Origin of the sequence: Asticcacaulis sp. AC402 (assembly GCF_000495835.1) — a bacterium.
Lineage (GTDB): Bacteria > Pseudomonadota > Alphaproteobacteria > Caulobacterales > Caulobacteraceae > Asticcacaulis.
The window spans coordinates 24679-49842 of sequence record NZ_AWGC01000022.1 but is presented as its reverse complement, the minus strand read 5'-3'; the positions used below and the strand labels follow the sequence as shown (position 1 = coordinate 49842).

Sequence of the window (25164 nt, the reverse complement as noted above, 5' to 3'; positions counted from 1 at the left end):
CTCCTTTTGCAAACCCCTCCTGATCTTCTGATCTATGTTCTTGCCCTGGTCGGAGGTTATCTGCTGGGTTCGATCCCGTTCGGCTATGTCTCGACGCGGTTGGCTGGCATCGATATCCGAACGGTTGGTTCGGGCAATATTGGCGCCACCAATGTTTTGCGCACCGGCCGCAAGGACCTGGCCCTGATCACCTTTTTCGGCGATACGGGAAAAGGCGCAGCCGCGGTCGGTCTGGCCCTGCTGTTCACCTTCCTGATCGCCGCCGACATAGAAACCCGCCGCCAGGCCATGGCGCTGGCCGGCGCGGCCGCCTTCCTGGGCCACCTGTTTCCGGTGTGGCTGCGCTTTAAGGGCGGCAAGGGCGTGGCGACCTTTATGGGCACGCTGTTCGGCGCCGCCTGGCCGATGGGCCTGATCGCCGGCGGCCTGTGGCTGCTGACTGCGGCGATATTCCGTATATCCTCGCTGTCCGCCCTTGTCGCTGCGGCCCTGGTCGTGCCCCTGGCCTTTTTGCTCGACCAGCCCTACCCTTTCCTCGGTATGGCGTTGTTCATGGCCGTGCTGATCTACATTCGCCATCGCGACAACATTGGTCGCCTGCTCAAGGGCGAAGAACCGAAGATCGGCAAAAAGAAAGAAACCCCGGCTGGGGAATAGCCGGGGCTCTTCAGGTCGTCGTTGGACCGTCCTTACCAGATGATATGGCTCAGCAGTCCAGCGTCGTTATAGGCGACGCCGAGCACCGTGATGCTGTTGGCACCCATAGTAATCAGGGTGTTACCGCCGCCGGCGTCGGTGATGGTCACGCCCCCGCCATTGACCACGCCGCCGGAATAGGCGTTGATATTGATCCAGTCGTTCTGGCCCGCGTTGAAATCGGTGATCCGGTCGGCGCCGCTGCTGGTCTGGAACAGGAAGGTATCGGAGCCCAACCCGCCGGTCATGGTATCGGCCCCGCTCTTGCCGTTCAGAACGTTGTCGCCGTCGTTACCGATCAGGATATTGACCAGAGAATTGCCGGTAGCGTTGATATTGTCGACACCGGTCAGGGCCAGGGTCTCGACCGCGCCGAAAACGGTGTAGGTCACCGACGAATAGATGATGTCAGTGCCATTGCCGGTGGCTTCGCTGATCGTGTCGGTGGTGTTCTGGATGTAGTAGGTGTCGTTACCGGCACCGCCCGCTAATGCGTTGGTACCAGCATTGCCTGTAATGACATTGTTGCCGGCATTGCCTGTGCCGTTGATATTGGCCAGACCAGTCAGGATCAGGTTTTCCAGGTTGGCACTTAATGTGTAGGTAATGGACGCCTCGACCGTGTCAGTGCCATAGGCGGGCGCTTCACTCACCACATCACCGGCAACATCAACACCATAGGTATCGTTTCCGTTACCGCCGATCATGGTGTCAGCGCCGGCGCCGCCAATCAGGACATTGTTATAGGCATTGCCAATAATGACATTGCCAACGCCGTTGCCCGTACCGTTAATACCTGTATAGCCAGTCAGGGTCAGGTTTTCTATCACCTGACCGACCAGTGAATAGCTGATTGAGGACAGCACCGTATCCTTGCCTTCGCCGGCCGCTTCGATCGCAATGTCACCGACTTGGTTGACGAGGTAGGTATCGTCTCCAAGCCCCCCAGCCATCTGGTCAAGGTCATTACCACCGTCCAGGTAGTCATTGCCGTCGCCGCCGTTTAGCGTATCGTTACCATAACCACCAAAGATGCGGTCACGCCCACCCAGGCCGCTCAGGACGTTAATATAAGAGTTGCCGTTGATGACGTTGTCGAGCGCATTACCTGTTCCGTCCATATTGACGTTGCCGCCAAGGGTCAGGGCTTCAATAAAATCACCCAAGGTAAAGGTCACCGTCGAGTTTACCAGGTCGTAGCCACCTGTGTCGACACCGGATGCCGTTTCGGATGCCACATCGCCAATATTGTCGACCGAGAAGGTGTCGTCACCGGCACCGCCGTTCATACTGTCAGCGCCGTTTCCGCCATTCAGCGAATCATTGCCGGCCAAGCCCCACAGGCTGTCATTACCGGTTGCCGTCGTCAGGTTGTTGTTGGAGTGACTGCCGGTCAGCGAGACCCCTGGGGTAGCATCGACCAGAACACTGGCGGCATTGTAGTAGCGTTCCAGGACATCGATTGTTACGTTCTCGACACTTAGAAGAGCGCTGCTGTTGCCGCCAAACACGAAGGTACCGTTCAGCAAATTAACGACAATCGAGCCCAGGCTGCCGAAGCTGGATTGGTCTGCAGAGGTGTGAATAATCGTGAAGGAGAAGGTGTCATTACCGGCACCACCATCGAAGGTATTGCCCGAGAAGGTCAGGTCGGTAGCACCGGTGACGCCATCGAGTCCGCTGCTGACCCGCGTTGTCGTGCCCCCATTATATCCGCCCAGACCGCCAACGCCGCGCAGCCCCGATGCTATTGTAATGTAAAAATAAAGGGTTTCGGACGTTTGGTCACCGGTCAGGGTGTTGCCGGTATAGTTGATCACCGCTGCGCCACCATTGCCACCCTTGCCACCGATACCGCCAGTACCGTGGTCGAATGTCTGGCTGTAAGTGTACACACCGGGCGCCGTATAGTTGTAATTGTCCGTCGTCCCGGTGCTGGCATTGCCACCGTAACCGCCCGCTCCACCGGCCGCGCCAACAGCTTGCAGAGTGGTGTAGCCGTAAAAGTTGCCAAGGCTGTTGGTAACATTGACTGTTGCCTTGCCGCCATTGCCGCCGGCCCCGCCAATACCGCCGTCACCGCCATGGGCGCCACTGCCCCCGCCGCCGCCATTGCCACCGTAGCTGCCCGTGCCGCCATAGGAACGCACGGTCGTGTAGTAGCCCATAAAAGTAAGTGCATCGGCCGTCGTCGTGCCGTTGCCGCCGGTGCCGCCGGCCGAACCGGCGCCGCCATTGCCGCCCGTACCACCCGCCTGGTAGTGGTTAAAACCATAATAGTAGAGGGTGGGGCCGACATAGTAGCCGTTGGCGTAAGGGTTGTTGTTATAGTAGCCGTTATAGGTGCCGCCGCCGGTTCCGCCCGTGTACCCCCCCGTCCCGTTACCACCTGTTGACTGAAGATGCTGAGAGTCCAGGGCAATAAGGTTGGAGGCTGTCAGGGACGCGTGACCGCCGTTGCCACCCTTGCCGGCGGCACCGCCATGACCGGCGTCGGACACGGCGACATTGGTGGCAACCAGGTAACCGGGACCATTGTAGCTGTAAACGGTCGTATAATTGCCCGACCCGCCTCCGCCACCGGTCGAGCCGTAGCCCCCGCCGCCACCGAACAACTGAAGCGTAGGATCCCAACCGGCCTGGTCCATAAGATAGGTCAGGGATTGGCCCGAGGTCGCCGAAGTCCCAGCGGTACCGCTGGTTCCATTGACGCCGCCGTTGGGGGCATTCGTGCCGGCGACGCCGTTGACGCCGTTGGTGCCCGTGGTGCCGAAAATATTAGCCATACGAAAATCTCCTGAAAGCCAATGTCCATGCCTGAGCCATACGCTTTCAGGCGACGTGGGTACGCAACTGAAACTTATACTCTTCTCTTAGACCGAGTTTGTGACAAATCAAGCCACACCTCGCCAGAGAATCACAAAGCAGAGATGTTTGGCAAGACGCACCTCCGTCTTGAGCTAAATGCCGGCGCCTGTTAGCGTGGAACGACTCGGAGTTTCCGCCCTTGCCTTTCGAACGCATCGCCGCTGCCGACAGTGACGCCGAACGTATCGCGCGGCTGCGGCTGGCGCGCACAAACCGTGTTGGGCCGGTTGCTTTCGCTCAACTGCTCAGCCGTTTTGCCTCCGCCCAGCGCGCCTTGGAAGAACTCCCAAACCTCGTTAAACGCAGCGGCGGGTCCTTTGTCGCCGCCCCGCAAGGCCAGATCGATCAGGAACTGGCCCGGGCGCAGGCCGCCGGCGCCCGGATGGTGCTGCTGGGGGACGACGACTATCCAGCCCTGCTGAGCCAGGTCGAGGCCGCCCCGCCCGTCCTGTGGACCCTGGGGCCGCTGAAGGCCCGCACACGCGCCATCGCCATCGTCGGCGCGCGCAACGCCTCGGCCGCCGGTCAGAAGATGGCGCAGAGCCTGGCGCACGACCTGGCTGCGGCCGGTTTCCAGATTGTTTCTGGCCTGGCGCGCGGCATCGACGCCCGGGCTCACGACGCTGCCCTCTCGCGCGGCACCATCGCCGTCCTGGGCGGCGGGGTCGAAGACGTCTATCCGCCCGACAATGCTGCTCTTTATGACCGCATCCGGGAGCACGGCCTGATCGTGTCGGAGAGTCCCATGGGCTACCGCGCCCAGGCGCGCGACTTCCCGCGACGCAACCGCATTATCTCCGCCCTGGCCATGGGTGTGGTGGTGGTCGAGGCGGAACTGCGCTCAGGCTCCCTGATCACGGCGCGGCTGGCGGCCGAACAGAATCGCGAAGTCTTCGCCGTGCCGGGCTCACCGCTCGACCCGCGCGCGCGCGGTGGCAACGACCTGTTGCGCCAGGGCGCCAGCCTGTGTGAGACGGCCGAGGACGTGATCCGCGTGCTGGAAAGCCAGCTCGGCTTGTTTGCGCCCCAACCCACGCCGATGGCGCTCTCGACGACGACGCCGCAAGCCAGGGCTGAACCCGCCGGCGACAGCGAAGACCAGATTTACGTCGCTATCCGTACCTTGCGCGACCTGGTTGGGCCGACGCCGGTTGGCCGGGACAGCTTGCTGCGCCTGGCCGGAGTCGCGCCGCACATAGCGCTGGGGGCCTTGTCGGAGCTGGAAATTGCCGGCGTGATCGCGGAAACCGATGCCGGCTATGTCCGCACCTGATACGAAATGTCGCTGTTTCCCAACTGCCGGCGCGCTCTCTACGCAACTGATTTTATAGAATATTATTCCTAATCACCACGCCTTTTCCCAGCACTGGGGGACTCCACCCCCTGCCTATAACCGTTGACAGAGGCGGAATCGATTAGCATGTATGCCTGCCAGTGGTGGCCTGATTTGGCTGCCAGGGCGCCGCGTCGCCTCCTCCCCTCCCGCGCGAAACCGCCTGTATAAAGAGACTTCATGACCGTCGTTATTGTTGAAAGCCCGGCCAAGGCCAAAACCATCAACAAGTATCTCGGCAAGGGCTACACGGTGCTGGCCTCCTATGGCCACATTCGCGACCTGCCTTCCAAGGACGGATCGGTGAAGCCCGACGAGGACTTCGCCATGACCTGGGACATGGATCCCAAGTCGTCGAAGCGACTGAGCGACATCGCTGACGCCATCAAGTCTGCTGACCGCGTTATTCTGGCCACCGACCCCGATCGCGAGGGTGAAGCCATCTCCTGGCACGTCTTGGAGGTGCTGAACAAGAAACGCGTGCTCAAGGACAAGGTCGTCCAGCGCGTTACCTTCAACGCCATCACCCAGTCGGCGGTCCAGGCGGCCATGGCGGCGCCGCGTGACCTCGACATGGAACTGGTCGAGGCCTATCTGGCCCGCCGCGCCCTGGACTACCTGGTCGGTTTCACCCTGTCGCCGGTGCTGTGGCGCAAGCTGCCGGGCGCCCGGTCGGCTGGCCGCGTGCAATCGGTGGCGCTGAAGATCGTCGTCGACCGCGAAATCGAAATCGAAAAGTTCCGCACTGAGGAATACTGGACCGTAGAGAGCGAGGTTTCGGCTGAGTCGCCGCCATTTACCGCCCGACTGGTGCAACTGGCCGGCAAGAAACTGACCAAGTTCGACCTCAATACCGAGGTTTTGGCGCACGCCGCCCGCGACACGATTCAAAGGTCGTCCTTCGCCATCGACGACGTCGAGCAGAAGCCAGGCCGCAAGACCCCGCCCCCGCCCTTCACCACCTCGACCCTGCAGCAGGAGGCGTCGCGCAAGCTCGGCTTCTCAGCCTCGCGCACCATGCAGACGGCGCAAAAACTGTACGAAGGCGTTGACCTCGGCGGCGAAACCACCGGTCTGATCACCTATATGCGGACCGACGGCGTCTATATCGAACCCAACGCCATTGCCGAGAACCGTCGCATGATTGGCGAGCGCTTCGGTGCCGCCTATGTGCCCGCCGAACCGCGCCACTACAAGGTCAAGGCCAAGAACGCCCAGGAGGCCCACGAAGCCATCCGCCCGACCTCCATGTTCCGCCGGCCGGATACCCTGCGACTGGAGGGAGATCAGGCGCGGCTTTACGAACTGATCTGGAAGCGCACGGTCGCCTCGCAGATGGAGGCCGCCCGCGTCGAAAACACCGTCATAAGTATCCTGTCCAGCGATAGGCAGACGGGATTGCGCGCCACCGGCCAGGTGATCACCTTCGACGGCTTTCTCGCCGTCTACGAGGAAGGCAAGGATGACCGTGGAAGCGGGGATGGCGAGGACGAAGACGGCGGTCGCCTGCCGGCCGTCCGCGCCGGCACCGCCACGCAGGTCCATGAGATCAAGCCGGCCCAGCACTTCACCGAACCACCCCCGCGCTATTCCGAAGCCACCCTGGTCAAGAAGCTGGAAGAACTCGGCATCGGCCGGCCGTCGACCTATGCCTCGATCCTGACCGTACTGCGCGACCGCGCCTATGTCCGCATGGACAAGAACCGCTTTATCCCGGAAGATAAGGGTCGCCTGGTTACCGCCTTCCTCGATCAGTTCTTCCACAAATACGTCCAGTATGACTTCACGGCCGACCTCGAAGAGAAACTTGATCTGGTTTCGGCCGGCGAGTTGAACTGGAAGCAGTTACTTCGCGATTTCTGGAAAGATTTCCACGCCGCCGCCGACGGCATGACGGAACTGCGCGTCACTCAAGTGCTGGATACGCTGAACGAGGCGCTCGGGCCGCATATCTTCCCGGACAAGGGCGACGGGACAAACCCGCGCGCCTGCCCGACCTGTTCGACGGGTTTGCTGAGCCTGAAGACCTCGCGGTTCGGCGCCTTTATCGGCTGCTCCAACTATCCGGAGTGCAAGTTTACCCGCCCGGTCGGATCGCCCGACGCCGAAGGCAATGCCGAGGCTTCCGGCGATCGCGATCTGGGTCCCGATCCGGAAACCGGCAAGATGGTGTCACTGAAGATCGGCCGTTTCGGTCCCTATGTGCAACTGGGCGAAGCCGAATCCAAAGACGAAAAGCCGAAACGCTCCAGCCTGCCCAAGGCGTGGCCGCCGGCCAGTATCGACCTGGAGCGGGCACTGAAACTACTCAGCCTGCCGCGCACGGTCGGGATCAACCCGGAAGACAGCAAGCCGATCACGGCAGGCCTGGGACGTTTTGGCCCCTTCGTCGAATCGGGCGGCACCTATGCCAACCTTTCTGGTTTTGACGAAATATTCGAAGTCGGTCTGAATCGCGCGGTGACCCTTATCGCCGAGAAACGCGCCGGTGGCGGACGCCCCGGCCGCGCCGGCGCAGCGGCGGCGCTGAAGGAACTGGGCGACCATCCCGAAAGCGGCGACAAGATCCAGGTGATGGCCGGGCGTTACGGGCCCTATGTCAAGTGCGGCAAGGTCAATGCCACCCTGCCCAAGGAGATGACGCCCGAGACGGTGACGATCGAGCAGGCCCTGGCCCTGATCGCGGCCAAGGGCGGTGTGACGAGCAAGAAGGCGCCAGCGAAAAAAGCCGCGGCCAAGAAACCGGCAACGAAGAAGCCGGCTGTCAAGAAGGCACCCGCCAAGAAGGCCACAGCGTAAGCGGCGCCCCCTCCGCTTCGACGCGCTACAGCCTTCGGCTTTCGCTTGCTCAGCACCTCCCCCGCAAGCGGTGGAGGATAAGCAGAACCATCCTCCACCGCTTGCGGGGGAGGTGTCGAGCAAGTGAGCCCTCTTTAGGGGCGAAACGCATCGAGACGGAGGGGGCGTTCACTCGCTGTCGAATTGCTATAGCGTCCCGGCCCGCGAATCCCTACATTGCGGGGAATGAAACAGAAGAAACCTTTTCGCGCGGTCAAGGCAGATGCCCCGCGCGCCCCGTCCGGACTGCCGGACGATAAAACCCTCCTGGAAGCCTTGCAGGCCTCGCGCGAAGTCGATGTCGGTGACCTGGCCAAACAGTTCGGCCTGAAAGGCGAAGACCGCCGTGCCCTGCGTCAGCGGCTGAAGGCCCTGGCCGACGGCGGCCAACTCGACAAGCGCGGTCGCAAGACCTTCGGCGCCATGGGGCAACTTCCCGACACCGGCGTCGTCGAGGTCGTCGAACAGGATATCGACGGTGAACTGTGGGCCAGGTGGGGGAAGCCCGATGCGCTCAAGCAGCGAAGCGGTAGCGCAACGCAAAATGAGGCTGTTCCTTTGGCCCGTCTGGCGCCACTCAAGAAATCTGTCCAGCAAACCCCGCCCAAGCTGGGCGACCGCCTGTATGTTCGCTTCGAAAAGACCGCCGACGGTTGGATTGCCCACCTGATCAAGGTGCTGGACCAGGGTGCGCCGAAACTGGTCGGCGTCGTCCGCATCGGCAAGCGTGAAATCCGTCTGGAATCAGTCAACCGCAAGGAAAAGGACAGCTACATCCTGACTGGCTCAAACCTCGACACGCTGGAAGACGGCGATGTCGTGCTGGCCGCGCCGGTCGGCGGCACCCATCGTTTCGGCCCCAAGCCGGCGCGCGTCCTGGAGGTCATCGGCAAGGAGGATTCGCCCAAGATCGCTTCGGTCATGGCCATCCACAGCCATGGTCTGCCGATCGGGTTCCAGACCTCGACCGAGGATGAGGCCAAGTCGGCCCAGGCGCCGGACCTCGGCAAGCGCACCGACCTGCGCGACCTGCCTTTTGTGACCATTGATCCTGTTGACGCCAAGGACCATGACGACGCCGTCTACGCCCATGCCGACGATGACGCCGCCAATCCCGACGGTTGGGTAGTATGGGTCGCCATTGCTGACGTCGCCCACTATGTCACGCCGGGCTCCAGCCTGGATCGCGACGCCCGCGACAAGGGCAATTCGACCTACTTCCCCGACCGCGTCGAGCCGATGCTGCCGCACGTGCTGTCGAGCGGCCTGTGTTCGCTCCAGGAGAGCGAGAACCGCGCCGCCCTGGCCGTGCGCATGGTCTTCGACCGCGAAGGCCGCAAGATCAGCCATAAGTTCGTCCGCGGCCTGATGCGGTCGGCGGCGAAACTATCGTATGAGCAGGCACAGGCGGCGATTGACGGTACGCCCGACGACAAGACCGGCCCTATCCTGGACAGCCTGCTGAAGCCACTGTGGGCTGCCCACGCCTGCCTGACGCGCGGCCGCCAGGTCCGCCAGCCCCTTCAGATCAACTCTCCGGAGCGTCGCGTCTATCTCGACAAGGATGGCAATGTCGAACGGATCGAGCGGCGGGTGTCGCTCGACGCCATGCAGTTGATCGAAGAGATGATGATCCAGGCCAATGTCTCGGCCGCCGAGACCCTGGAAAAACACAAGACGCCGTTGATCTACCGCGTCCACGAGGCGCCCAGCCTGGAGAAGATCAACAACCTGGCCGACTTCCTGGCGACCTTAGGGCTGCCGTGGGCCAAGGGCGAGCCGCCGCGCACGCCGCGATTCAACCAGTTGCTGGAATCGCAGAAGGAAGGACCGCACGCCGAGATCATCAACGAGGTGGTGCTGCGCACCCAGATGCAGGCCCATTACAGCCCGGAGAACTTTGGGCACTTCGGGCTGAACCTGGACCATTATGCCCACTTTACCTCACCTATCCGGCGCTACGCCGACCTTGTGGTGCACCGGGCGCTGATCCGGGCCTTGAAGCTGGGCGATGATGGCCTGACCGACTACGAGATCAAGACCTTGCAGGATACGGCGGAGCACATCACCGCCACAGAGCGGCGGTCGATGCAGGCCGAGCGCGAAGCGATCGAGCGCTACATAGCATCCTATTTGCACGACAAGGTCGGCGCGACCTTCCAGGGCAGGATCGTTGGCGTGACGCGGTTCGGGCTGTTCGTGAAGCTGACCGATACCGGCGCGGACGGGATCATTCCGGTGTCGTCCCTGCGCGACGACTACTATGTCCATGACGACGTCCAGCATGCCCTGATCGGCGAGCGGCACGGCTATCGCTGGCGGCTGGGGGCGACCATCGACGTCGAGCTGATGGAGGCGATGCCGATTACCGGCGGGCTGGTGTTCAAGGTGCTGAGCGAGCCTGAGGTTGGCGAGCCCGGAGCTCCGCGACCACGCCTGGGCCTGCGCAACCGGCCGAAATCACCGAATGTGCGCGGCAAGCCGACGAAAAAGCCGGGCTTCCGCGACGAACCTAAGGGTGCGAAGCCCGGCGTCAAGAACATGAAAAAGAAGAAGAAAAGGTAGGCCTGCAATGGCGCCGCAGGCGCATTCCGCGCGTTTCAACCCGAAACGTTCCCGGTCATCCTGAAGTTCGTGGTGTTCGTGTGGTTCGTGGTGAATCCCTTACCATCGTTGGTCTGACATCCGACGGTAAGAATTTTGACCACGAACCACACGAACACCACGAACTTCAGGATATGCCTGCCCCCTCAGAGGCGCGCGCAGGCACGGCGAGCGCTGTGCGCTAGAGCGCAATCCGATAAAGTGTGACGCACTTTTCGGATAAATTGCGCGACAAAACAAAAACTTAGAGCGGGATTTTGATTCCAGCAAAACTCATCCCGCTCTCGTGATTGTCATGCAAACCTCTACGGCATCACCGCCCCAGCGGCCGGCCATTCGGTCTCCGACACGCGCTTCAGGTTCATTTCGAAGATCTTCCGTGCCGGCTGGCCTTCAGCAACATATTCCTGGACTTCCTGCCAGGTATCGCCGCTGAGCGTGATGGTGTTGACCACGCGGGCATTCGGTCCGGCCGGGAGTTCCCATACGGCTCCGGTCGGAGTCAGATCGAACTTGAACGTCCCCGAACGGCCGGCATTGTAGGCCTGAAGCTCGTATTTTTGCTTTTCATTGCTCCACGACAGGATGGCGAAGGCGTTGAATTGCAGCGTGCCGGTCGGATCATAGCCCCGGCCTTCGATGACCAGGACATCGCCGCCCAGCATGGTGCCGACGCGCTCGGTCTGGGTCAACTTGAACGGGCCGCTCTGGTTGAAGCCCTGCGCCTCGCCCTTCCACACCCCCTTCATGCCGTTCAGCTTGGCGATGGCGGCAGCGTTGGTCGCCGGTTTGGCAGACTCCTGCGCCTGTACAGCAGAAACACTTAAGACCGCAAAGGCGGCGGCGCAGATAATGGCTTTGAACATAATTGTCTCCTGATGACGGCGGCACGTTACTCTGCCGCGTTACGCCTGGCTTGAAGGTTTCGGACATGCTCGACGTCTTCGACGTTGAACAACCGGATCTGATGGAGATAGTCCATCAACTGATGTGGCGACAGGCCGAAAACGGCCTTCAGTTCGCGGGTGAAATGCGGCTGGTCGGCATAGCCGTGGTCGTAGGAGACGGCCGCAACCTGTTTTGAATGACCGTAGGCCAGATCGATACACGCCCGGCGTACCCGCCGCAGCCGCGCATAGACCTTGGGCGTCAGGCCCGTTTCCTTCAGGAAGCGGCGGCGAAGCTGGCGCTCGCCGACGTCAAACCCGGCCATGATCTCCGCCAGGGGCGTAAAGCCGTCACCCGAATGTATCCGCCGCACCACCTCGCAGACGGCCGGGTCCAGCTGGTCAGGCTGAACATGACGGCGCCCCACGGCTTCGAAACGGCCGGCGAAGTCGGCCAGGGACGACGCACCACAGCAGGCTGCCATCATCTCCGCCCCAAGGACCGGCACGGCGTCGAGCAGATAGAACATGCCGTTGGTCAGGGTTTCCGCCTTCAGCCCGAGCACAGCCCGCACGGCGCCAGTACATAGGCGCACGCCGAAATAGCGCAGGCCGCGCTGGATCGGCACACGCACCGCCGTCGCGGCCGGGCCAGTAAGACTGATGAAGGCGCCGATCTGCGGGATAGGCTCGATCAGGCACAGGCCGGCCGTGCCTTCAGGCACGATGATGTGCTCGTAGCTTTCGGGATCGTGGGCTTCCGGTTCGAAGAACCAGAAGCGCTCGATCACAGCGGAAAACTCCGGCGAAGGCGCCTGTTCGCGGAAGATCATGAAAACGCCGTGCCGTCCTTATGGGTAAAGACCCACTGGCCGTCGACGTGGTTGGCCTGAATGTCGTCGTCGGGATAGGCGGCGGCGTCACCCGGTGTGCGGTCGCCGGCTTCGAGATAGACGACCTCCTCGTCGGTGCGATTGATCAGGACATGACCGTCGGCCACCCCGGCCTTGAACCCGGCGCACATGCCCGCTTCCAACTGGGTTTCGCCGGCGTCGGTGACCAGGACTGGCCGGCCGGAGACGACATAGACGAACTCGTCCTGGCGGGTATGCCAGTGGCGCAGGGCCGACTGACCGCCGGGCAGGAGGCGCACGAGGTTGACGCCGAAATTGGTCAGGCCGAACAGGTCCCCAAGAACGCGCTTCTCGCGCTTCTTCATCATCGAAAAATAGGGTTCAGGATAGATGGACGGTTTGGCGCGCGGCGCGACCTCCATGGCCATGACGGCGAAAGGTTTTGGTGGGGTCTGGGCGGGGGACGGCGTATCCATTGGTGTTTCTCCTGCTGGGGTAGTCGTGCAGACGATCAGATCGCGCTGTCAATGTCCGTCAGTGACAAAAAATCCGCTGGGGCGCGGATTCGCGGTTGACTTTGCCCGTTCCGTGCGTATGTTCCGGCCTCTTATTTTACGCGCACCCTCCGTGCGACCGCAACAAGGACTTTAGCCATGGCGAAGCCCGCCTCCATCAAGATCCGCCTCAACTCTACGGCGGACACCGGCTTCTTCTACGTGACCAAGAAGAATGCCCGTACCAAGACCGAAAAGATGGTCCTGAAGAAGTACGATCCGGTCGTGCGCAAGCATGTCGATTTCAAGGAAGGCAAGATCAAGTAGCATATTGGCATTTTGCGAGAAAGCCGGCAAAGCACCCCCCCCCCCCCTCGCTTTTGCCGGTTGACGGAGCCGCGTCCTTGAGTGTCTTCACTCGGACGCGGCTTTTTCGTATTGGGATAGCGCCGACTGGATTTCATCGCAGCGGTCAGATAGTAATAGGGTGAGGACCATTGTCATGAAATCTCTTTGCTTATCGGCCTTCGCCCTGGCCGCCACGTTCGGCTTTGCGCCGCAGGCGTCAGCTCAGACGGCGGGCCCGCCCGTGACCTATCAGGATTACGCGGCGAAACTGCCCGACGCGATGGTCAACGTCATGATGGTGACCTATGCCTGCCAGCATTTCCAGGGCACCGACACCTACACCGAAGCGCGCAAGCTGGTTCAGGGCGTGACCCTGGCCCTGACCGATACGGCCAATGCGGACGCTTTCACGACGAGCGCCGATGGCATGGCCAGGGCGGCATGTGCGGACACGGCGATATGCTGGCACGACTTGCTCGACGAGGGTGTCGCCAGGACCGAAGAACAAGGGGCGTCTGTTTGCGGTGACTACACCGCAAAATCGCTGGCCCTGGTCAAATACCTGGTGGATGGCCTGGGCAAGACCAAGCCGGCGACACCAGCCGGTTAGGCGGCGGTCTCGGACATTGCTTTTAACTCATACTCCAAAGCCACGCGGGGGTGTATAATACCAACCCGCGAAAATCTTGACTCATCGTGGGTTGGCAAGCGCGACTGCGCGCCCGAGCTTTTGCGAGGAGCCATGCGGCGCTTGAGCTGAAAAAAAACGAATACCAAGCGTCATTCTTTATGAGGCTTGGTATAAGAAGTCAGGAATTCCCGTCCTTGACCTCAAGCCGCGGCCCTTACCACGACCTTGTTGCGGCCGGACTGCTTGGCCTCGTAAACGCCTTCGTCGGCGCGCTTGATCAGGCCTTCGGGCGAATCACCCACCCCCTGCGACGTCGACACCCCAACCGATACCGTCACCCTGATCTCGCTGCCCTCGGCCAGGGTAAAGGGCTGGTCAGCGATCTGTGAGCGCACCCGCTCGGCAATGTTCAGCGCATCGCGCTCTTCCGTTTCGGGCATCAGCACGACAAATTCCTCACCGCCATAGCGGCAGGCCATGTCAATGGCGCGCACCGACAGAGAGACCCGGCGGGCGAATTCGCGCAGGACTTCGTCGCCGGCATCATGGCCGTAGCCGTCATTAATTCTCTTGAAAAAGTCGATGTCGAGCAGCAGCACCGAGACCACCGGTCCGCCCTTGATATGGCGCGACATGTGAACACTGAGCTGATGGTCGAGAAAGCGACGGTTGTTGAGGCCCGTCAGCGGATCGGTCACGGCCAGTTCCAGACTGCGGTCCAGTATATTTCGCAAAAAGTCGCCATAACGCTTGCGCCGGATCTGTGTCTTGGCACGGATACGCAGTTCCTGCATGTCGACCGGACGCGGCACGACATCGTTGACCCCCAGTTCCAGCCCCTTCAGCATCTGTTTGCGCTCTTCGGAATTGACAATGGCCAGGACCGGCCGTTGCCGCGTAGCTTCCTGCGAGCGCAGTTGCGCTACCCAGCGCAGAGGATCGAAAGATTTGGCCAACAGGTTCAGCACCACCAGGTCGACGCGGCCGGCGGCGATCCTGAGCGCCTTAACCGGATCGGTTTCATAGGCGCAGCGATGGTCTTCGCCCAGTTGCACCATCAGACGCTCGGCCTGGCGGACATTGTCATCGAGAACCAGGACGTTGCCGGTGGCCGATATCTGACGATGGTAAACATCGTTGTCGATCAGGCCGGCGCGACGCGACGAGGCCTCGCGCGCGCGCAGGTCGTCGGCCATCTGTTTCAGCCGGACCAGGGCGTGCAGCCTTGCCATCAGTATGATGTCGTCGACCGGCTTGGTCAGGAAATCGTCGGCGCCGGCCTCCAGACCGGACAGGCGATCGTCGCGGCCGTCCAGGGCGGTGATCAGAATGATCGGGATATGGCGGGTTTCCGTGGCTTCTTTCAGCCGGCGGCAGACCTCATAGCCGTCGATTTCCGGCATCATGACATCGAGCAGAATTATGTCGGGCTGGTGCTCGACCGCCATATCCATGGCCAAGCGGCCATCGTGGGCGGTCAGGACTTCGTAATACTCGGCCTCGAGCTTCGCCTGCAGCAGGCGGACATTGGCCGGAATGTCGTCAACGATCAGGACGCGCGCGGTCATGGCCTATCCCAGGTACTTGCGCACCGTTTCAAGGAAATGGGTGACCGAGATCGGCTTGGAAATGTAAGCCTCGCAGCCGCCATCGCGAATACGCTCCTCGTCCCCCTTCATGGCAAAGGCCGTTACCGCCACGACCGGGATGTGCGACAACTCGTCGTCTTCCTTCAGCCACTTGGTGACTTCCAGGCCCGAGATTTCAGGCAGCTGGATGTCCATGAGAATCAGGTCCGGACGGTGCTGACGCGCCAGGGTCAGGGCGGACAGGCCTTCGCCGGTCTGAAACGTTTCATAGCCCTGCGCATCCAGCAGGTCATGAAACAGTTTCATATTCAGCTCGTTGTCCTCGACGATGAGAACCTTCTTGTTGATCATCCGCGGTAAACCTGTGTAACCCCAAAAACCATCACGCATGCCGACACGGCAGCTTCATGGCGGCCCGGCTTTTTACTGTTCCCGTTCTACACGGTTAGTCTTAAGCCGAGGTGAAGGGAAAGGTAACAGAAGGTAAAAATACCCTTTCAAAACCCTTAAGAAACAAGGTATAGAGCGCCAAATTGCAACTGCAATGGAGTCGTTGGACGACTCCGTTCAACCCTTAGAGACTCATTGGGGGACTCACATGTCGAAAGCCGAAATCAACCTCGCCGCCCTTGGATTCGTCCTGCCTGTGGCCGCGGCGCCGGTCGCCAACTATGTCCCTTTTGTGCGCACCGCAAACCTGATTCATATCTCCGGCCAGGTATCGAACGACGGCAAGGGCGGGCTTAAAGGCACCGTCGGCGTGGACCTGAGCATCGACCAGGGCGTCGAGGCGGCGCGAATCTGCGGTCTCAACCTGCTGGCCCAGATGAAGGCCGCCGCCGGCGATCTGGACAATATCGTGCGCGTGATCAAGCTGAACGGTTTCGTCCAGGCGGGCCCGGACTTTTACGATATCCCGCAGGTCATCAACGGCTGTTCCGACCTGATGGTGGCGGTGCTGGGCGATGCCGGCCGCCATGCCCGTTCGGCCGTGGGCATGTATAAAATTCCGCTCGGTTTCGCGGTCGAGATCGACGCGGTGATCGAGGTTATGGATCGGCGCTAACGCGGGATCATCTGAATTTCGTCGGAAAAATAGGCGTCATCGCGTTCCCGGTCACCGGCGATAAGGACAACGCCGGGTATCTCGAAGCTGATCCGATACCCATCGATGCTTTCGAACTCGGGAATGGGAAGGATTGTTGCCTTGCCATCTGGCGAAATTCGGTAGAGCCCGTCCATGCCAAGGGCCAAAAGGTCGTCGCCGTCGCCGATGACGTCGTAGAATGGAATGGTATCATAAGCTTCGGATTCCGGAATGGCCAAGTTGGCAAACCTTTCGCCGAATTGCCTGGCATAAAGTGTCTGGATCGCATCACCGCAGATGGTCACAATTCGGCCGTGAATCCCCAAATGTAGCAGTCCCACGGCTACCGCCACGCACTCGGGCTTCCACGGCGGGACAGCTATACCAAGAACGGGATCGCAGTCCGCGTTCAGAGGTCCGCCGCACAGGTCTCCGGACTCGTTTTTCCCGATGGAGCGTATACGGCCATCCTCACGCCGAATGGCCTGTAACCCGCCGCCCCATTCACCCCGGCCATAGCCGATAAAAATGTCGTTCCGGGTGCCCAAAAGGGTCTGTTGTCCGTAGGAGAATTTTCCGTGAAGCGCGATCTGTCGCGTCCCCCCTTTCTCTACTGTAATCAATTTTCGTTTCGTCACCACAAGGACGCTGTTCTCAACGCACAGCATCGCCACCAGTTCAGGTCCAGCTCCTGCCAGGGTGGCCGCCTTCCCCCAATGTCCTTCACCTCGTTGGTACACCACTAAAGTGCCGGTTTGGCCAGGGGCCTCGGTTAAGGCCGTAAGTCGCCCGGTTGCTTGGCACAGGCTGATCACTGGACCACCTAGCGCTTCCGTGCGGCCGCTAGCTTCTCCCTTGGCAAGACTGTATATCTGCTTGTCTTGGATAATCCACAGGCGCTCGTCAGCGAAGACCGCGCCGTCCGCCAGTGCCGCGACCGGCCAGCAGAACAGAACAGCCGCAACAATAAGTCTCAGACATGGCTGCATCGTCCCCTCCATCAGGACGATGCTAGCATTGTCGATACCAGTCCACAACTTTCGTGCATGATCCTTGCCTGACTTTCTCACCTCCGCTAAGCAGCGGATATCGGAGGGGGAAACGACAGTGATAATCGGTATCGACCTGGGCACGACCAATTCTGCCGCTGCGGTGTTTCGCGATGGCAAGGCCGAGCTTATTCCCAACAGCCTGGGCCACAATCTGACGCCATCGGCGGTCGGGATCGACGACAGCGGCGAAGTCCTGGTCGGCCTGCAGGCGCGCGAACGCCAATCGACCCATCCGCACCTCACGGCGACCGCCTTCAAGCGCTATATGGGCGCCAAACGCGAAACCCGGCTGGGCGACAAGACGTTCTCACCTGAGGCCCTGTCGGCCCTGGTCCTGGCGTCGCTGAAGCGCGACGCCGAGGCCTGGCTCGGCGAAAAGGTGACCGAAGCTGTCATCACTGTGCCGGCCTATTTCAATGACAAGCAGCGCAAGGCGACGCGCCGGGCCGGGGAACTGGCCGGACTGAAGGTCGAACGCCTTTTGAATGAGCCGACCGCGGCGGCGCTCGCCTACGGCATTCATCTGCTCGACAATGAATCGCAGTTCCTGGTCTTCGACCTCGGCGGCGGCACCTTTGACGTCTCGATCCTGGAAATCTTCGAAGGCGTCATCGAGGTTCGCGCCTCGACCGGCGATGCCAGGCTGGGCGGCGAAGACTTCAACGATTTGCTGGTCAACGACATGCGTTACCGTTTTCGCGACGACTGGAAACTGAAATCCGGCGAAGAGGACGCCCTTCGCGAAAAGCTGCGCGCCGCCGCTGAACGCGCCCGCCGTGCCCTCACCCATGCCGGCGAAGCCACGATGGACCTCATCTGGCGCGACAAGGCCTACAACCACACCGTCACAACGGAAAGTTTCGAAGCCCTGTCCGCCCCCTTGATCGAGCGTCTGCGCGAACCCGTATTGCGTTCCCTGCGTGACAGCCAGATCAACGCGGCGTCCCTGGGCGAAATCGTCCTGGTCGGCGGCGCGACACGCATGCCGGTTGTGCGCAAGGCGGTAACGCGCATGTTCGGCCGCTTTCCGTCCCAAACCGTTCACCCGGACGAAGCCGTGGCCCTGGGCGCCGCCGTCCAGGCCGGTCTGAAGGCGCGCGACGCCGCCTTGAAAGAGGTGGCCGTCACCGATGTCTGCCCGTTCAGCTTGGGGGTGGCAACGGGCGAACGTGATGCATCAGGCAATGTGCGGTCGGGCCTGTTTTCACCGATCATCGAACGCAACACGACCGTACCGGTCAGCCGGGTCGAGATCCTGTCGACGCTGCAGGATGCCCAGTCGGAGATCGAGATCGAAATCTATCAGGGCGAGTCGCGCTATGTCAGCGACAATGTCGCCCTGGGCAAGCTGCGCGTACCGGTGCCGCGGCGTCCGGCCGGAGAGGTCTTTATCGAGGTCCGCTTTACCTACGATATCAACGGGCTGCTGGAGGTCGATGTTCACGTGCCGATGACGGGAGAGCGGAGGCAACTGGTTATTGTCGATGAGGACGGCCCGTCGGGCGCCGACCTGGAAAAGCAGCGCAAGGGCCTGGAGGCGCTGAAGGTTCATCCGCGCGACACCGACGCCAGCCGTGCCCTGCTGGCCCGCGCCAACCGCGCCTATGAAAACCACCTCGGCGATGTCCGCGACCACGTCGCACGCCTGATCAGCCAGTTCGAAGCGGTGCTCGACAGCCAGGACCCGCGCCTGGTCGAACGGGCCCGCGGCGAACTGAGCGCCCATCTCGACTCCCTGGAAGGCGAGACCTGGTTGTGAGTCGGTCGATCTGGCAGACCCTGGGCATCAAACGGACGCGCGATCAGAAAGACATTCGTCGTGCCTATGCCCGCAAGTTGAAGGAGACCAATCCGGAAGACGACCCGGATGGGTTCAAGGTCCTGCGCGCGGCTTATGAACAGGCCCTGGCCGGAGTCGACGACGATACGCCCAGCTTCGCCATGGTCATACCTTCGCGAAAAGACGAGGTCGATCCGGTTGATACCGTGCCGGTCGATGAACCGGCTGCTCCGGCACAACCGGCCGAGCCCGATCCGCGTCAAATCCATGCCGACCTGCAAAGCCAACTCGAAGCGGTCCTGCGCAAGCCTAATCCTGACCCGGACTCTGTTCTGGCTGCTTACAATGTCGTCATCGCCTCGCCCGCGATGGCCATGGTCGATATTCACGCCGCGACCGAGGACTGGCTGGCCTGGCTGATCGCCAGCCGTTCGCCGAAATCCGACGTGCTGATCCGGCCGGCCATCGATCGTTTTCACTGGGGCGGGCGCAGCCTGCGTCAGCAGAATGATCGCGACATCCAGCAGATTCTGGCACGTCAGCGCGATATCGCCTTCCTAGATGAGACGCGCAGACATCCCTCGGAGCATAGTGGCGCCTACCGCGTCCTGACCGCGCCGCCGAAGCCGATCACGCTCACCCGCCGGCTGTTCTCGCCGACCCAGCCCAGTCATATCAAGGCATTTCTGGACACCCTGCGGTGGAGCCATCCCACGGCCATAGTTGATATGAATAGCGACGCCGTGACCCAATGGGACGGCTTTCTCGACCGACCGCATCTCGGTGGCTGGGGCCTGTGGGTGACGCTTTTGTCGCCGTTGTCCCTGCTTGGGCTGCTCCTGAGCCAGGTGTTTCTCCCCGAAGAATGGCGCGCGCTCAGCATTTTGCTCGGCCTGCCCCCCGTCTTTGCGGCGGCGGCACTGGTTAATCTGTACGGCTTCGAGATGCCGCGCAGGTTTTGGCAGATGTCCCATGTTTACGGTGCGCCGGCCTGGATGCGTTACGGCTGGGGCCTGGCCATACTGGCCGTACTGGCGGTCGCGGCCCTGCCGGCCAGCCCTGCCCTGGCCGTCATTGTCGGTATCCTGTCACTGCTTGTCGCCGTCTGGGTACGCACGACGGGCCGCGCCGACACCAGCACAGGCGAACTGTGGCAAATTCGCTCGCTGCTGGGCGAAACCTATCTGGTTGGATTTGCCGTCATCGCAGCCTTTACCATGCCCTTGATGTCGACGATCCAGATGTCGCTGGCGGTGCTGGCGGCCGTGGTCGTCAGCCTGTACGGCAGCCGGCCGATGTTCGACCTATGGCTGTCGCTGCAGCCCAGATGGCGGCTGGCATCCTGTCTGATGGTGCTTGGCCTGACCGTCGCGGCTGCGGTGCTGTTCTTCCGCATCACGGCGGGCTTTTCCCCCGCCAACGGGTGGGCCAATCCGCTGTGGCACGCCCAGGCCGTCGCCCTGATTGCCTCGCTGACCCTGCTGCATCGGCCGATGGCCCCGATGCTGGGCGAATGGAGCTTCCGTCTGAAGTGGTACAGCATGATGGCGTTGATCTGGTTCGGATTGAACGGCGGATTGAAGTCCCTGTTTATCGTCAGCGGAGCCCTGTTGCTGTTCTGGATCGGCGTATCGATGATCGTCGTCATGGTACGCGACCTTCAATCCAAGGCCTGATGGTCGCACGGCGACGATTGTGCACCCGCAAATAGGATGCTAGCGTTGATGCTTCCCTGTTGCAGGAGCCGACCCGGAGCCTCCCATGAAAACCAGTCTTGTCGCCCTTGTCACCGCCCTGTGTCTGACGCCTGCGGCCCTGGCCGCCCCCGCTGTTGCCGCCGACAAATCCGGCGACGGCTGGCCCGCCTTCCGAGCGCTTTACGAAGAACTGGTCGAGACCAATACCCAGCATTCCGATGGCTCGTGCACTCTGGCGGCCGAACGGATGGCAACGCGCCTGAAGGCCGCCGGCTACAGCGACGCCGACCTTCATCTTTATGCGCCTGCTGATGCGCCCAAGGACGGGCTGCTGGTGGCGACGCTGCACGGCACGGACAAGACCGCCAAGGGTATTCTGTTGCTGGCCCATATCGACGTCGTCGAGGCCAGGCGCTCGGACTGGGTCCGCGATCCCTACACCCTGATCGAGGAAGATGGCTATTTCTATGGACGCGGCACGACCGATGACAAGGCCCAGGCGGCCATCTTTGTCGACACCCTGATCCGCTACAAGCAGGAGGGCTACACGCCGAGAAAGTCAATCAAGGTCGCCCTGACCTGTGGTGAAGAGACTGAAGGCGTGTTCAACGGCGCCCGCTACCTGGCGAACGAGCGCAAGGACTGGATCGACGCCGACTTCGCCATTAACGAGGGCGCCAGCGGCGAACTGGATGCCAGCGGCAAACGCGTGGCGATGAACATCGAGGCAGCGCAGAAGGTCTATCAGGACTTTACTTTGACGGCGACCAACAGCGGCGGCCACAGCTCGCGGCCGCGGCCGGACAACGCCATCTATGCCATGGCCGATGCCTTGAAGAAGGTGCAGGCCTACCGGTTTCCGGTGATGCTGAATGACGCCAACCGCGCCTATTTCACGCGCACAGCCAAGCTCAAGGGCGGCGAGATCGGTGCCGCCATGTCCGCCATCGTCGCCAATCCCGAAGATGCAGCCGCCGAAGCTACGCTAAGCAACGAACCTAACCTGAACGCCACCCTGCGCACCACCTGTGTCGCTACCCTGATCGATGGCGGCCACGCCCATAACGCCCTGCCGCAATCGGTCACGGCCAATGTCAATTGCCGCATCTTCCCCGGCGTCCCCGTCGAAACCGTCCAGGCGGGGCTGATCGCGGCGATCAATGACCCGACAGTCAAGGTCGAGACCGACGGCCACCGCAGCCCGGCGACGCCCACGCCGAAAATGCCACCGGAAATCCTGGGACCGATCGAAAAAGTCAGCGCCGATATCTATCCCGGCGTACCCGTCATTCCGGTCATGACACTGGGCGCCACCGACAGTATCCACACCTCGGCCGCCGGCATCCCCAGCTACGGCTTCCGCGGCATGTTCGTCGATCCGGACGGCGGCAATGCCCACGGCCTGAACGAACGCATCCAGGTCCAGTCGGTCGTCGACGGCCGGCGTCTGTTCTACAAGCTGATCAAAATCTATGCCGGTGGCAAGTGAGCTAAGGCTTCGTTTGCACGAAGCCATTTCCGAGATCGGCGAGACCGCTTGGGACGCTTTGCGTCCGGACGGCAACCCGTTTACCGCGTTCGCCTATCTCGATTCCCTGGAACGCAGCGGCAGTGTCGGCGCCGGCACGGGCTGGCAGCCGGCACACCTGTCGCTGTCGGACGGTGATGCCGTCGTCGGCGTCATGCCGCTGTACGTCAAGTCGCATTCGATGGGCGAATATGTCTTCGACCAGTCGTGGGCGCAGGCCTACGCGCGGGCCGGAGGCGCCTATTACCCCAAGCTTCAGGCCGCGATCCCGTTCACGCCGGTGACAGGGCCGCGGCTTCTGTCACCCGATCCCGCTGTGCGCGCGGCGCTTGCCGAGGCGGCGATATCAGTGTGCGATCGCAATGAGCTGTCGTCGCTGCATGTTACCTTCCCGACGGTCGAAGAATGGGAGATGCTGGGGGAAAACCGCTTCCTCCAGCGACAGGATCAGCAATTCTGGTTCGACAATCCCGGCTACGGGTCGTTCGATGATTTTCTGGCGGCGCTGTCCGCGAACCGGCGCAAGGTTATCCGGCGCGAACGCCGCGATGTCCAGGCGGCGGTCGATGTGCGCCAGATCACCGGCAACGACATTACCCAGGGCCACCTCGATCAGCTCTATGCCTTTATCGCCGACACCTATGAACGCAAATGGGGCACAGGAACGCCCTATCTGACGCGGGACTTCTTTCCCATGGCGGCGGAGACGCTGCGCGACAAGATGTTGCTGGTCTTTGCCTATGACGAAGACACGCCAGTGGCAGGGGCCGTAAATTTCATCGGCGACGACGTGCTGTATGGCCGGCAATGGGGCTGCCATGTCGACCTGCCCTTCCTGCATTTCGAAGTCTGTTATTACCAGGCGATCGACTTCGCCATCGCACGCGGCCTGAAGCGGGTCGAAGCCGGCACCCAGGGCGAGCATAAGCTGTCGCGCGGCTACCTGCCCCACCCGGTCTATTCAGCGCACTATATTCGCGATGCCCGTCTGCGGGCTCCGGTGGCCGACTATCTAAGCCAGGAACGCCAGGCCGTGCTGGAACATATGGCTGTTCTGGGCGACGAAGCATCGCCGTTCAAAAAGGCGCCGTGATGTGGTAGGGTGGTTTATGACCCGACACACCACCTATTCCGCCTTCTTCGATTTCTATCTGAGCGAACACAGCGTACCGCTGACCCGCGCCCTGCACTATATCGGTTCGACATGCGGGATTGCGGCTTTGGTAGCTGTAGTATGGACCGGCAATCCGGTGTGGATACTGGCAGGCTTGGTGGCCGGATACGGGTTTGCCTGGATCGGGCATTTCTTCGTCGAACATAACAGGCCGGCGACATTCAAGTATCCGCTGTGGTCTTTCATGGGCGACTACCACATGTTCTTCCTGTGGCTGACCGGTCAGTTGGGCAAACGCCGTGCCCTGGCAGCGGAGAGGCTTTCCTGAAGTTTCGCCGCGAAGCGTTTCCCTCAAAAGAGGATCCACAGATTTCACAGATTTTTCAGTGTCGTAATCTGTGAAATCTGTTGACCTACGTCTTCCTCAGTGCGCCAAACCAGGTTTCCAGGCTGACGGCCCGGGCCTTCATGCCGTTACGGCGCTCCTCCGCCTCAGCGTCCTGGCCCCAGATTCCGGCCTGAAAGGTTTCTCCCACCGTCGCGGTCGCGAAAGCCGCCTCTCCACTGTGCGCCAACCTATTCGTGGCAATCGTCGCCCCCCGCCTTGGCTGGCGTTTCGCCCAGGTCGTGCACCATATGTCCGACGTCTTGCAGCAGCGCGACGACGATCACGGCCGCGGACAGGCCCTGAGCATGGGCGTGCGTGAGATGATGGAGGAACGACCGGTCGCGCTTCACGTTGAAGCAGTGTCGCCACGACTTTTAAGTGGCATTACCCGGCAAGCGGTTGTAAAGCCACCACATCTCGACGAGCCAGGAACACTGTCCAGGGGACGCATGCTGCAGGAAACCCGTCAGTCCGAAATCTACTATCTGCTGCAGTTGCATCGGACCTGCACCATTGCGGATCTGGCGCAACGGTTCGACGTCAGCGACGAAACCATCCGCCGCGACATTCGCCAGTTGGAGGCCGAAGGTCAGGCCTACCGCGTGCGCGGGGGCGTTACGCTGAAGGAAACCGCCGCTGAAGCGCCATACCTGACCCGCCGCAACCAGAATGCAGAAAAGAAACAAGCCATTGCGCTCAAGGCAGCACAGCTTGTGGAAGATGGCATGACGATCCTGATCGACTCCGGCTCCACCTCCTATTGGCTCAGCCGGGCTTTGTCGAAGCAGCGCCACCTCAACATCATTACAAACGCCCTGGAAGTCGCGCGGGAAATGTCCGGCAAGAACGACTGCAGGGTGTTTTTTGGCGGCGGCGAGATCGATGACAACTACCAATCCTGCTTCGGCGCCGCCACCGAAGCCTTCATGAGCCAGTTTACCCCGGCGATCGCGTTTTTTTCCATCAGCGCCATCGATTCACGGCGTGGTCTGCTGGATATTCATTATCCGGAGGCGACTTTGAAGGCCAGATTGTTCCCCTTGGCGTCCCGAGTCGTTGTCCTGGCGGACTCGACCAAGTTTGAACGGCAAGGCATCGTCAAGGCGCTTGATTTCAAGGATATCGACATTTTTATCACCGACACCCCGCCGCCAGCGCAACTGCTCGAAGCCTTGCGGGATGCCGAAGTCCAGATCGGCTGAAACCGCGTACGCCGCCCCTCCTGTTGAAAAGATAGTCTCCGACGCGGCCGCCCGCTTCGTCGCACATCTCTCTGCGTGGCCTCAGGACGGTCGCGCAGAACGAGTAATGCCGACCCGCGAAATTCTTGGCACACCGCGGGTTGGCAAGCGCGCCAGCGTACGTTTCGGCGCGCC

The 25164-nt window shown here is 61.5% G+C and carries 21 protein-coding genes; 13 read left to right on the top strand and 8 right to left on the bottom strand.

What is annotated here, in order from left to right; all coding sequences use genetic code 11:
- The first annotated feature begins 6 nt into the window (after window positions 1–6).
- Window positions 7–657, top strand: coding sequence for a glycerol-3-phosphate 1-O-acyltransferase PlsY (gene plsY / locus ABAC402_RS33510; protein ID WP_023450212.1), 651 nt, complete (start codon window positions 7–9; stop codon window positions 655–657).
- A 32-nt stretch (window positions 658–689) separates the two neighbouring features.
- Here plsY and ABAC402_RS40940 read toward each other — a convergent pair whose 3' ends face one another.
- Complete coding sequence (locus tag ABAC402_RS40940) at window positions 690–3482, bottom strand: calcium-binding protein (protein ID WP_023450211.1); 2793 nt, start codon at window positions 3480–3482, stop codon at window positions 690–692.
- 221 nt (window positions 3483–3703) lie between these two features.
- Here ABAC402_RS40940 and dprA point away from each other — a divergent pair, with 221 nt between their 5' ends.
- The 3 genes from dprA (at window position 3704) to rnr (ending at window position 10300) form a co-directional block, all read left to right on the top strand.
- Window positions 3704–4837 carry a DNA-processing protein DprA gene (gene dprA / locus ABAC402_RS33505; RefSeq protein WP_023450210.1) on the top strand — a complete coding sequence of 378 codons (1134 nt, stop codon included), beginning with the start codon at window positions 3704–3706 and terminating at the stop codon, window positions 4835–4837.
- Between the two features lie 240 nt (window positions 4838–5077).
- Window positions 5078–7696 (top strand): type I DNA topoisomerase, encoded by a 2619-nt coding sequence (gene topA / locus ABAC402_RS33500; protein ID WP_023450209.1) that lies wholly within the window; start codon window positions 5078–5080, stop codon window positions 7694–7696.
- Window positions 7697–7921: 225 nt separating this feature from the next.
- The gene (gene rnr / locus ABAC402_RS33495; RefSeq protein WP_023450208.1) at window positions 7922–10300 is read left to right on the top strand and encodes a ribonuclease R; all 2379 of its coding nucleotides are present in this window, start codon (window positions 7922–7924) and stop codon (window positions 10298–10300) included.
- 344 nt (window positions 10301–10644) lie between these two features.
- On the opposite strand, the gene ABAC402_RS33490 is transcribed toward rnr, so the two are convergent.
- Genes ABAC402_RS33490 through ABAC402_RS33480 form a run of 3 tightly spaced genes read right to left on the bottom strand, consistent with a single transcriptional unit; the run spans window position 10645 to window position 12556 of the window.
- Window positions 10645–11205: a hypothetical protein gene (locus tag ABAC402_RS33490; protein ID WP_023450207.1), complete on the bottom strand. Its 561-nt coding sequence runs from the start codon at window positions 11203–11205 to the stop codon at window positions 10645–10647.
- A gap of 26 nt (window positions 11206–11231) precedes the next feature.
- On the bottom strand, window positions 11232–12059 hold the full coding sequence (locus tag ABAC402_RS33485; RefSeq protein WP_023450206.1) for a helix-turn-helix transcriptional regulator: 828 nt from the start codon (window positions 12057–12059) through the stop codon (window positions 11232–11234).
- A complete protein-coding gene (locus ABAC402_RS33480) occupies window positions 12056–12556 on the bottom strand; it encodes a cupin domain-containing protein (RefSeq protein WP_023450205.1) in 501 nt (166 codons plus the stop codon). Before ABAC402_RS33480 ends, ABAC402_RS33485 begins: the two co-directional genes overlap by 4 nt.
- Window positions 12557–12733: 177 nt before the next feature.
- On the opposite strand from ABAC402_RS33480, the gene rpmG reads away from it, so the two are divergent.
- Both rpmG and ABAC402_RS33470 read left to right on the top strand, forming a co-directional pair.
- On the top strand, window positions 12734–12901 hold the full coding sequence (gene rpmG, locus ABAC402_RS33475; protein WP_006274996.1) for a 50S ribosomal protein L33: 168 nt from the start codon (window positions 12734–12736) through the stop codon (window positions 12899–12901).
- A 175-nt stretch (window positions 12902–13076) separates the two neighbouring features.
- A complete protein-coding gene (locus tag ABAC402_RS33470) occupies window positions 13077–13532 on the top strand; it encodes a hypothetical protein (RefSeq protein ID WP_023450204.1) in 456 nt (151 codons plus the stop codon).
- Window positions 13533–13753: 221 nt separating this feature from the next.
- Here the strand turns inward: ABAC402_RS33470 and ABAC402_RS33465 are convergent, their stop codons facing one another.
- The gene (locus tag ABAC402_RS33465) at window positions 13754–15121 is read right to left on the bottom strand and encodes a PleD family two-component system response regulator (RefSeq protein ID WP_023450203.1); all 1368 of its coding nucleotides are present in this window, start codon (window positions 15119–15121) and stop codon (window positions 13754–13756) included.
- A gap of 3 nt (window positions 15122–15124) precedes the next feature.
- Window positions 15125–15490, bottom strand: a complete 366-nt coding sequence (locus tag ABAC402_RS33460; protein WP_162148526.1) for a response regulator — start codon at window positions 15488–15490, stop codon at window positions 15125–15127.
- 250 nt (window positions 15491–15740) lie between these two features.
- Between ABAC402_RS33460 and ABAC402_RS33455 the strand changes: the two genes are divergently transcribed.
- Complete coding sequence (locus ABAC402_RS33455; RefSeq protein ID WP_023450201.1) at window positions 15741–16208, top strand: RidA family protein; 468 nt, start codon at window positions 15741–15743, stop codon at window positions 16206–16208.
- On the opposite strand, the gene ABAC402_RS33450 is transcribed toward ABAC402_RS33455, so the two are convergent.
- The gene (locus ABAC402_RS33450; RefSeq protein ID WP_155847413.1) at window positions 16205–17218 is read right to left on the bottom strand and encodes a hypothetical protein; all 1014 of its coding nucleotides are present in this window, start codon (window positions 17216–17218) and stop codon (window positions 16205–16207) included. The genes ABAC402_RS33455 and ABAC402_RS33450 overlap by 4 nt on opposite strands.
- A gap of 118 nt (window positions 17219–17336) precedes the next feature.
- Here ABAC402_RS33450 and ABAC402_RS33445 point away from each other — a divergent pair, with 118 nt between their 5' ends.
- The 5 genes from ABAC402_RS33445 (at window position 17337) to ABAC402_RS33425 (ending at window position 23728) form a co-directional block, all read left to right on the top strand.
- Window positions 17337–19040 (top strand): Hsp70 family protein, encoded by a 1704-nt coding sequence (locus tag ABAC402_RS33445; RefSeq protein WP_023450199.1) that lies wholly within the window; start codon window positions 17337–17339, stop codon window positions 19038–19040.
- Complete coding sequence (locus ABAC402_RS33440; protein ID WP_023450198.1) at window positions 19037–20737, top strand: hypothetical protein; 1701 nt, start codon at window positions 19037–19039, stop codon at window positions 20735–20737. Before ABAC402_RS33445 ends, ABAC402_RS33440 begins: the two co-directional genes overlap by 4 nt.
- Before the next feature lie 85 nt (window positions 20738–20822).
- Window positions 20823–22247 carry a M20/M25/M40 family metallo-hydrolase gene (locus tag ABAC402_RS33435; protein ID WP_023450197.1) on the top strand — a complete coding sequence of 475 codons (1425 nt, stop codon included), beginning with the start codon at window positions 20823–20825 and terminating at the stop codon, window positions 22245–22247.
- On the top strand, window positions 22231–23379 hold the full coding sequence (locus tag ABAC402_RS33430) for a GNAT family N-acetyltransferase (RefSeq protein ID WP_031235749.1): 1149 nt from the start codon (window positions 22231–22233) through the stop codon (window positions 23377–23379). The genes ABAC402_RS33435 and ABAC402_RS33430 overlap by 17 nt, the downstream gene beginning before the upstream one ends.
- Window positions 23380–23395: 16 nt before the next feature.
- Entirely contained in the window at window positions 23396–23728 is a 333-nt protein-coding gene (locus tag ABAC402_RS33425; RefSeq protein WP_023450195.1) for a DUF962 domain-containing protein, read from the top strand.
- Between the two features lie 85 nt (window positions 23729–23813).
- Here ABAC402_RS33425 and ABAC402_RS41130 read toward each other — a convergent pair whose 3' ends face one another.
- Window positions 23814–23936, bottom strand: coding sequence for a hypothetical protein (locus ABAC402_RS41130; protein WP_255346313.1), 123 nt, complete (start codon window positions 23934–23936; stop codon window positions 23814–23816).
- A gap of 100 nt (window positions 23937–24036) precedes the next feature.
- Here ABAC402_RS41130 and ABAC402_RS33420 point away from each other — a divergent pair, with 100 nt between their 5' ends.
- Window positions 24037–24990, top strand: a complete 954-nt coding sequence (locus ABAC402_RS33420; RefSeq protein ID WP_235079975.1) for a DeoR/GlpR family DNA-binding transcription regulator — start codon at window positions 24037–24039, stop codon at window positions 24988–24990.
- The last annotated feature ends 174 nt before the right edge of the window (window positions 24991–25164 follow it).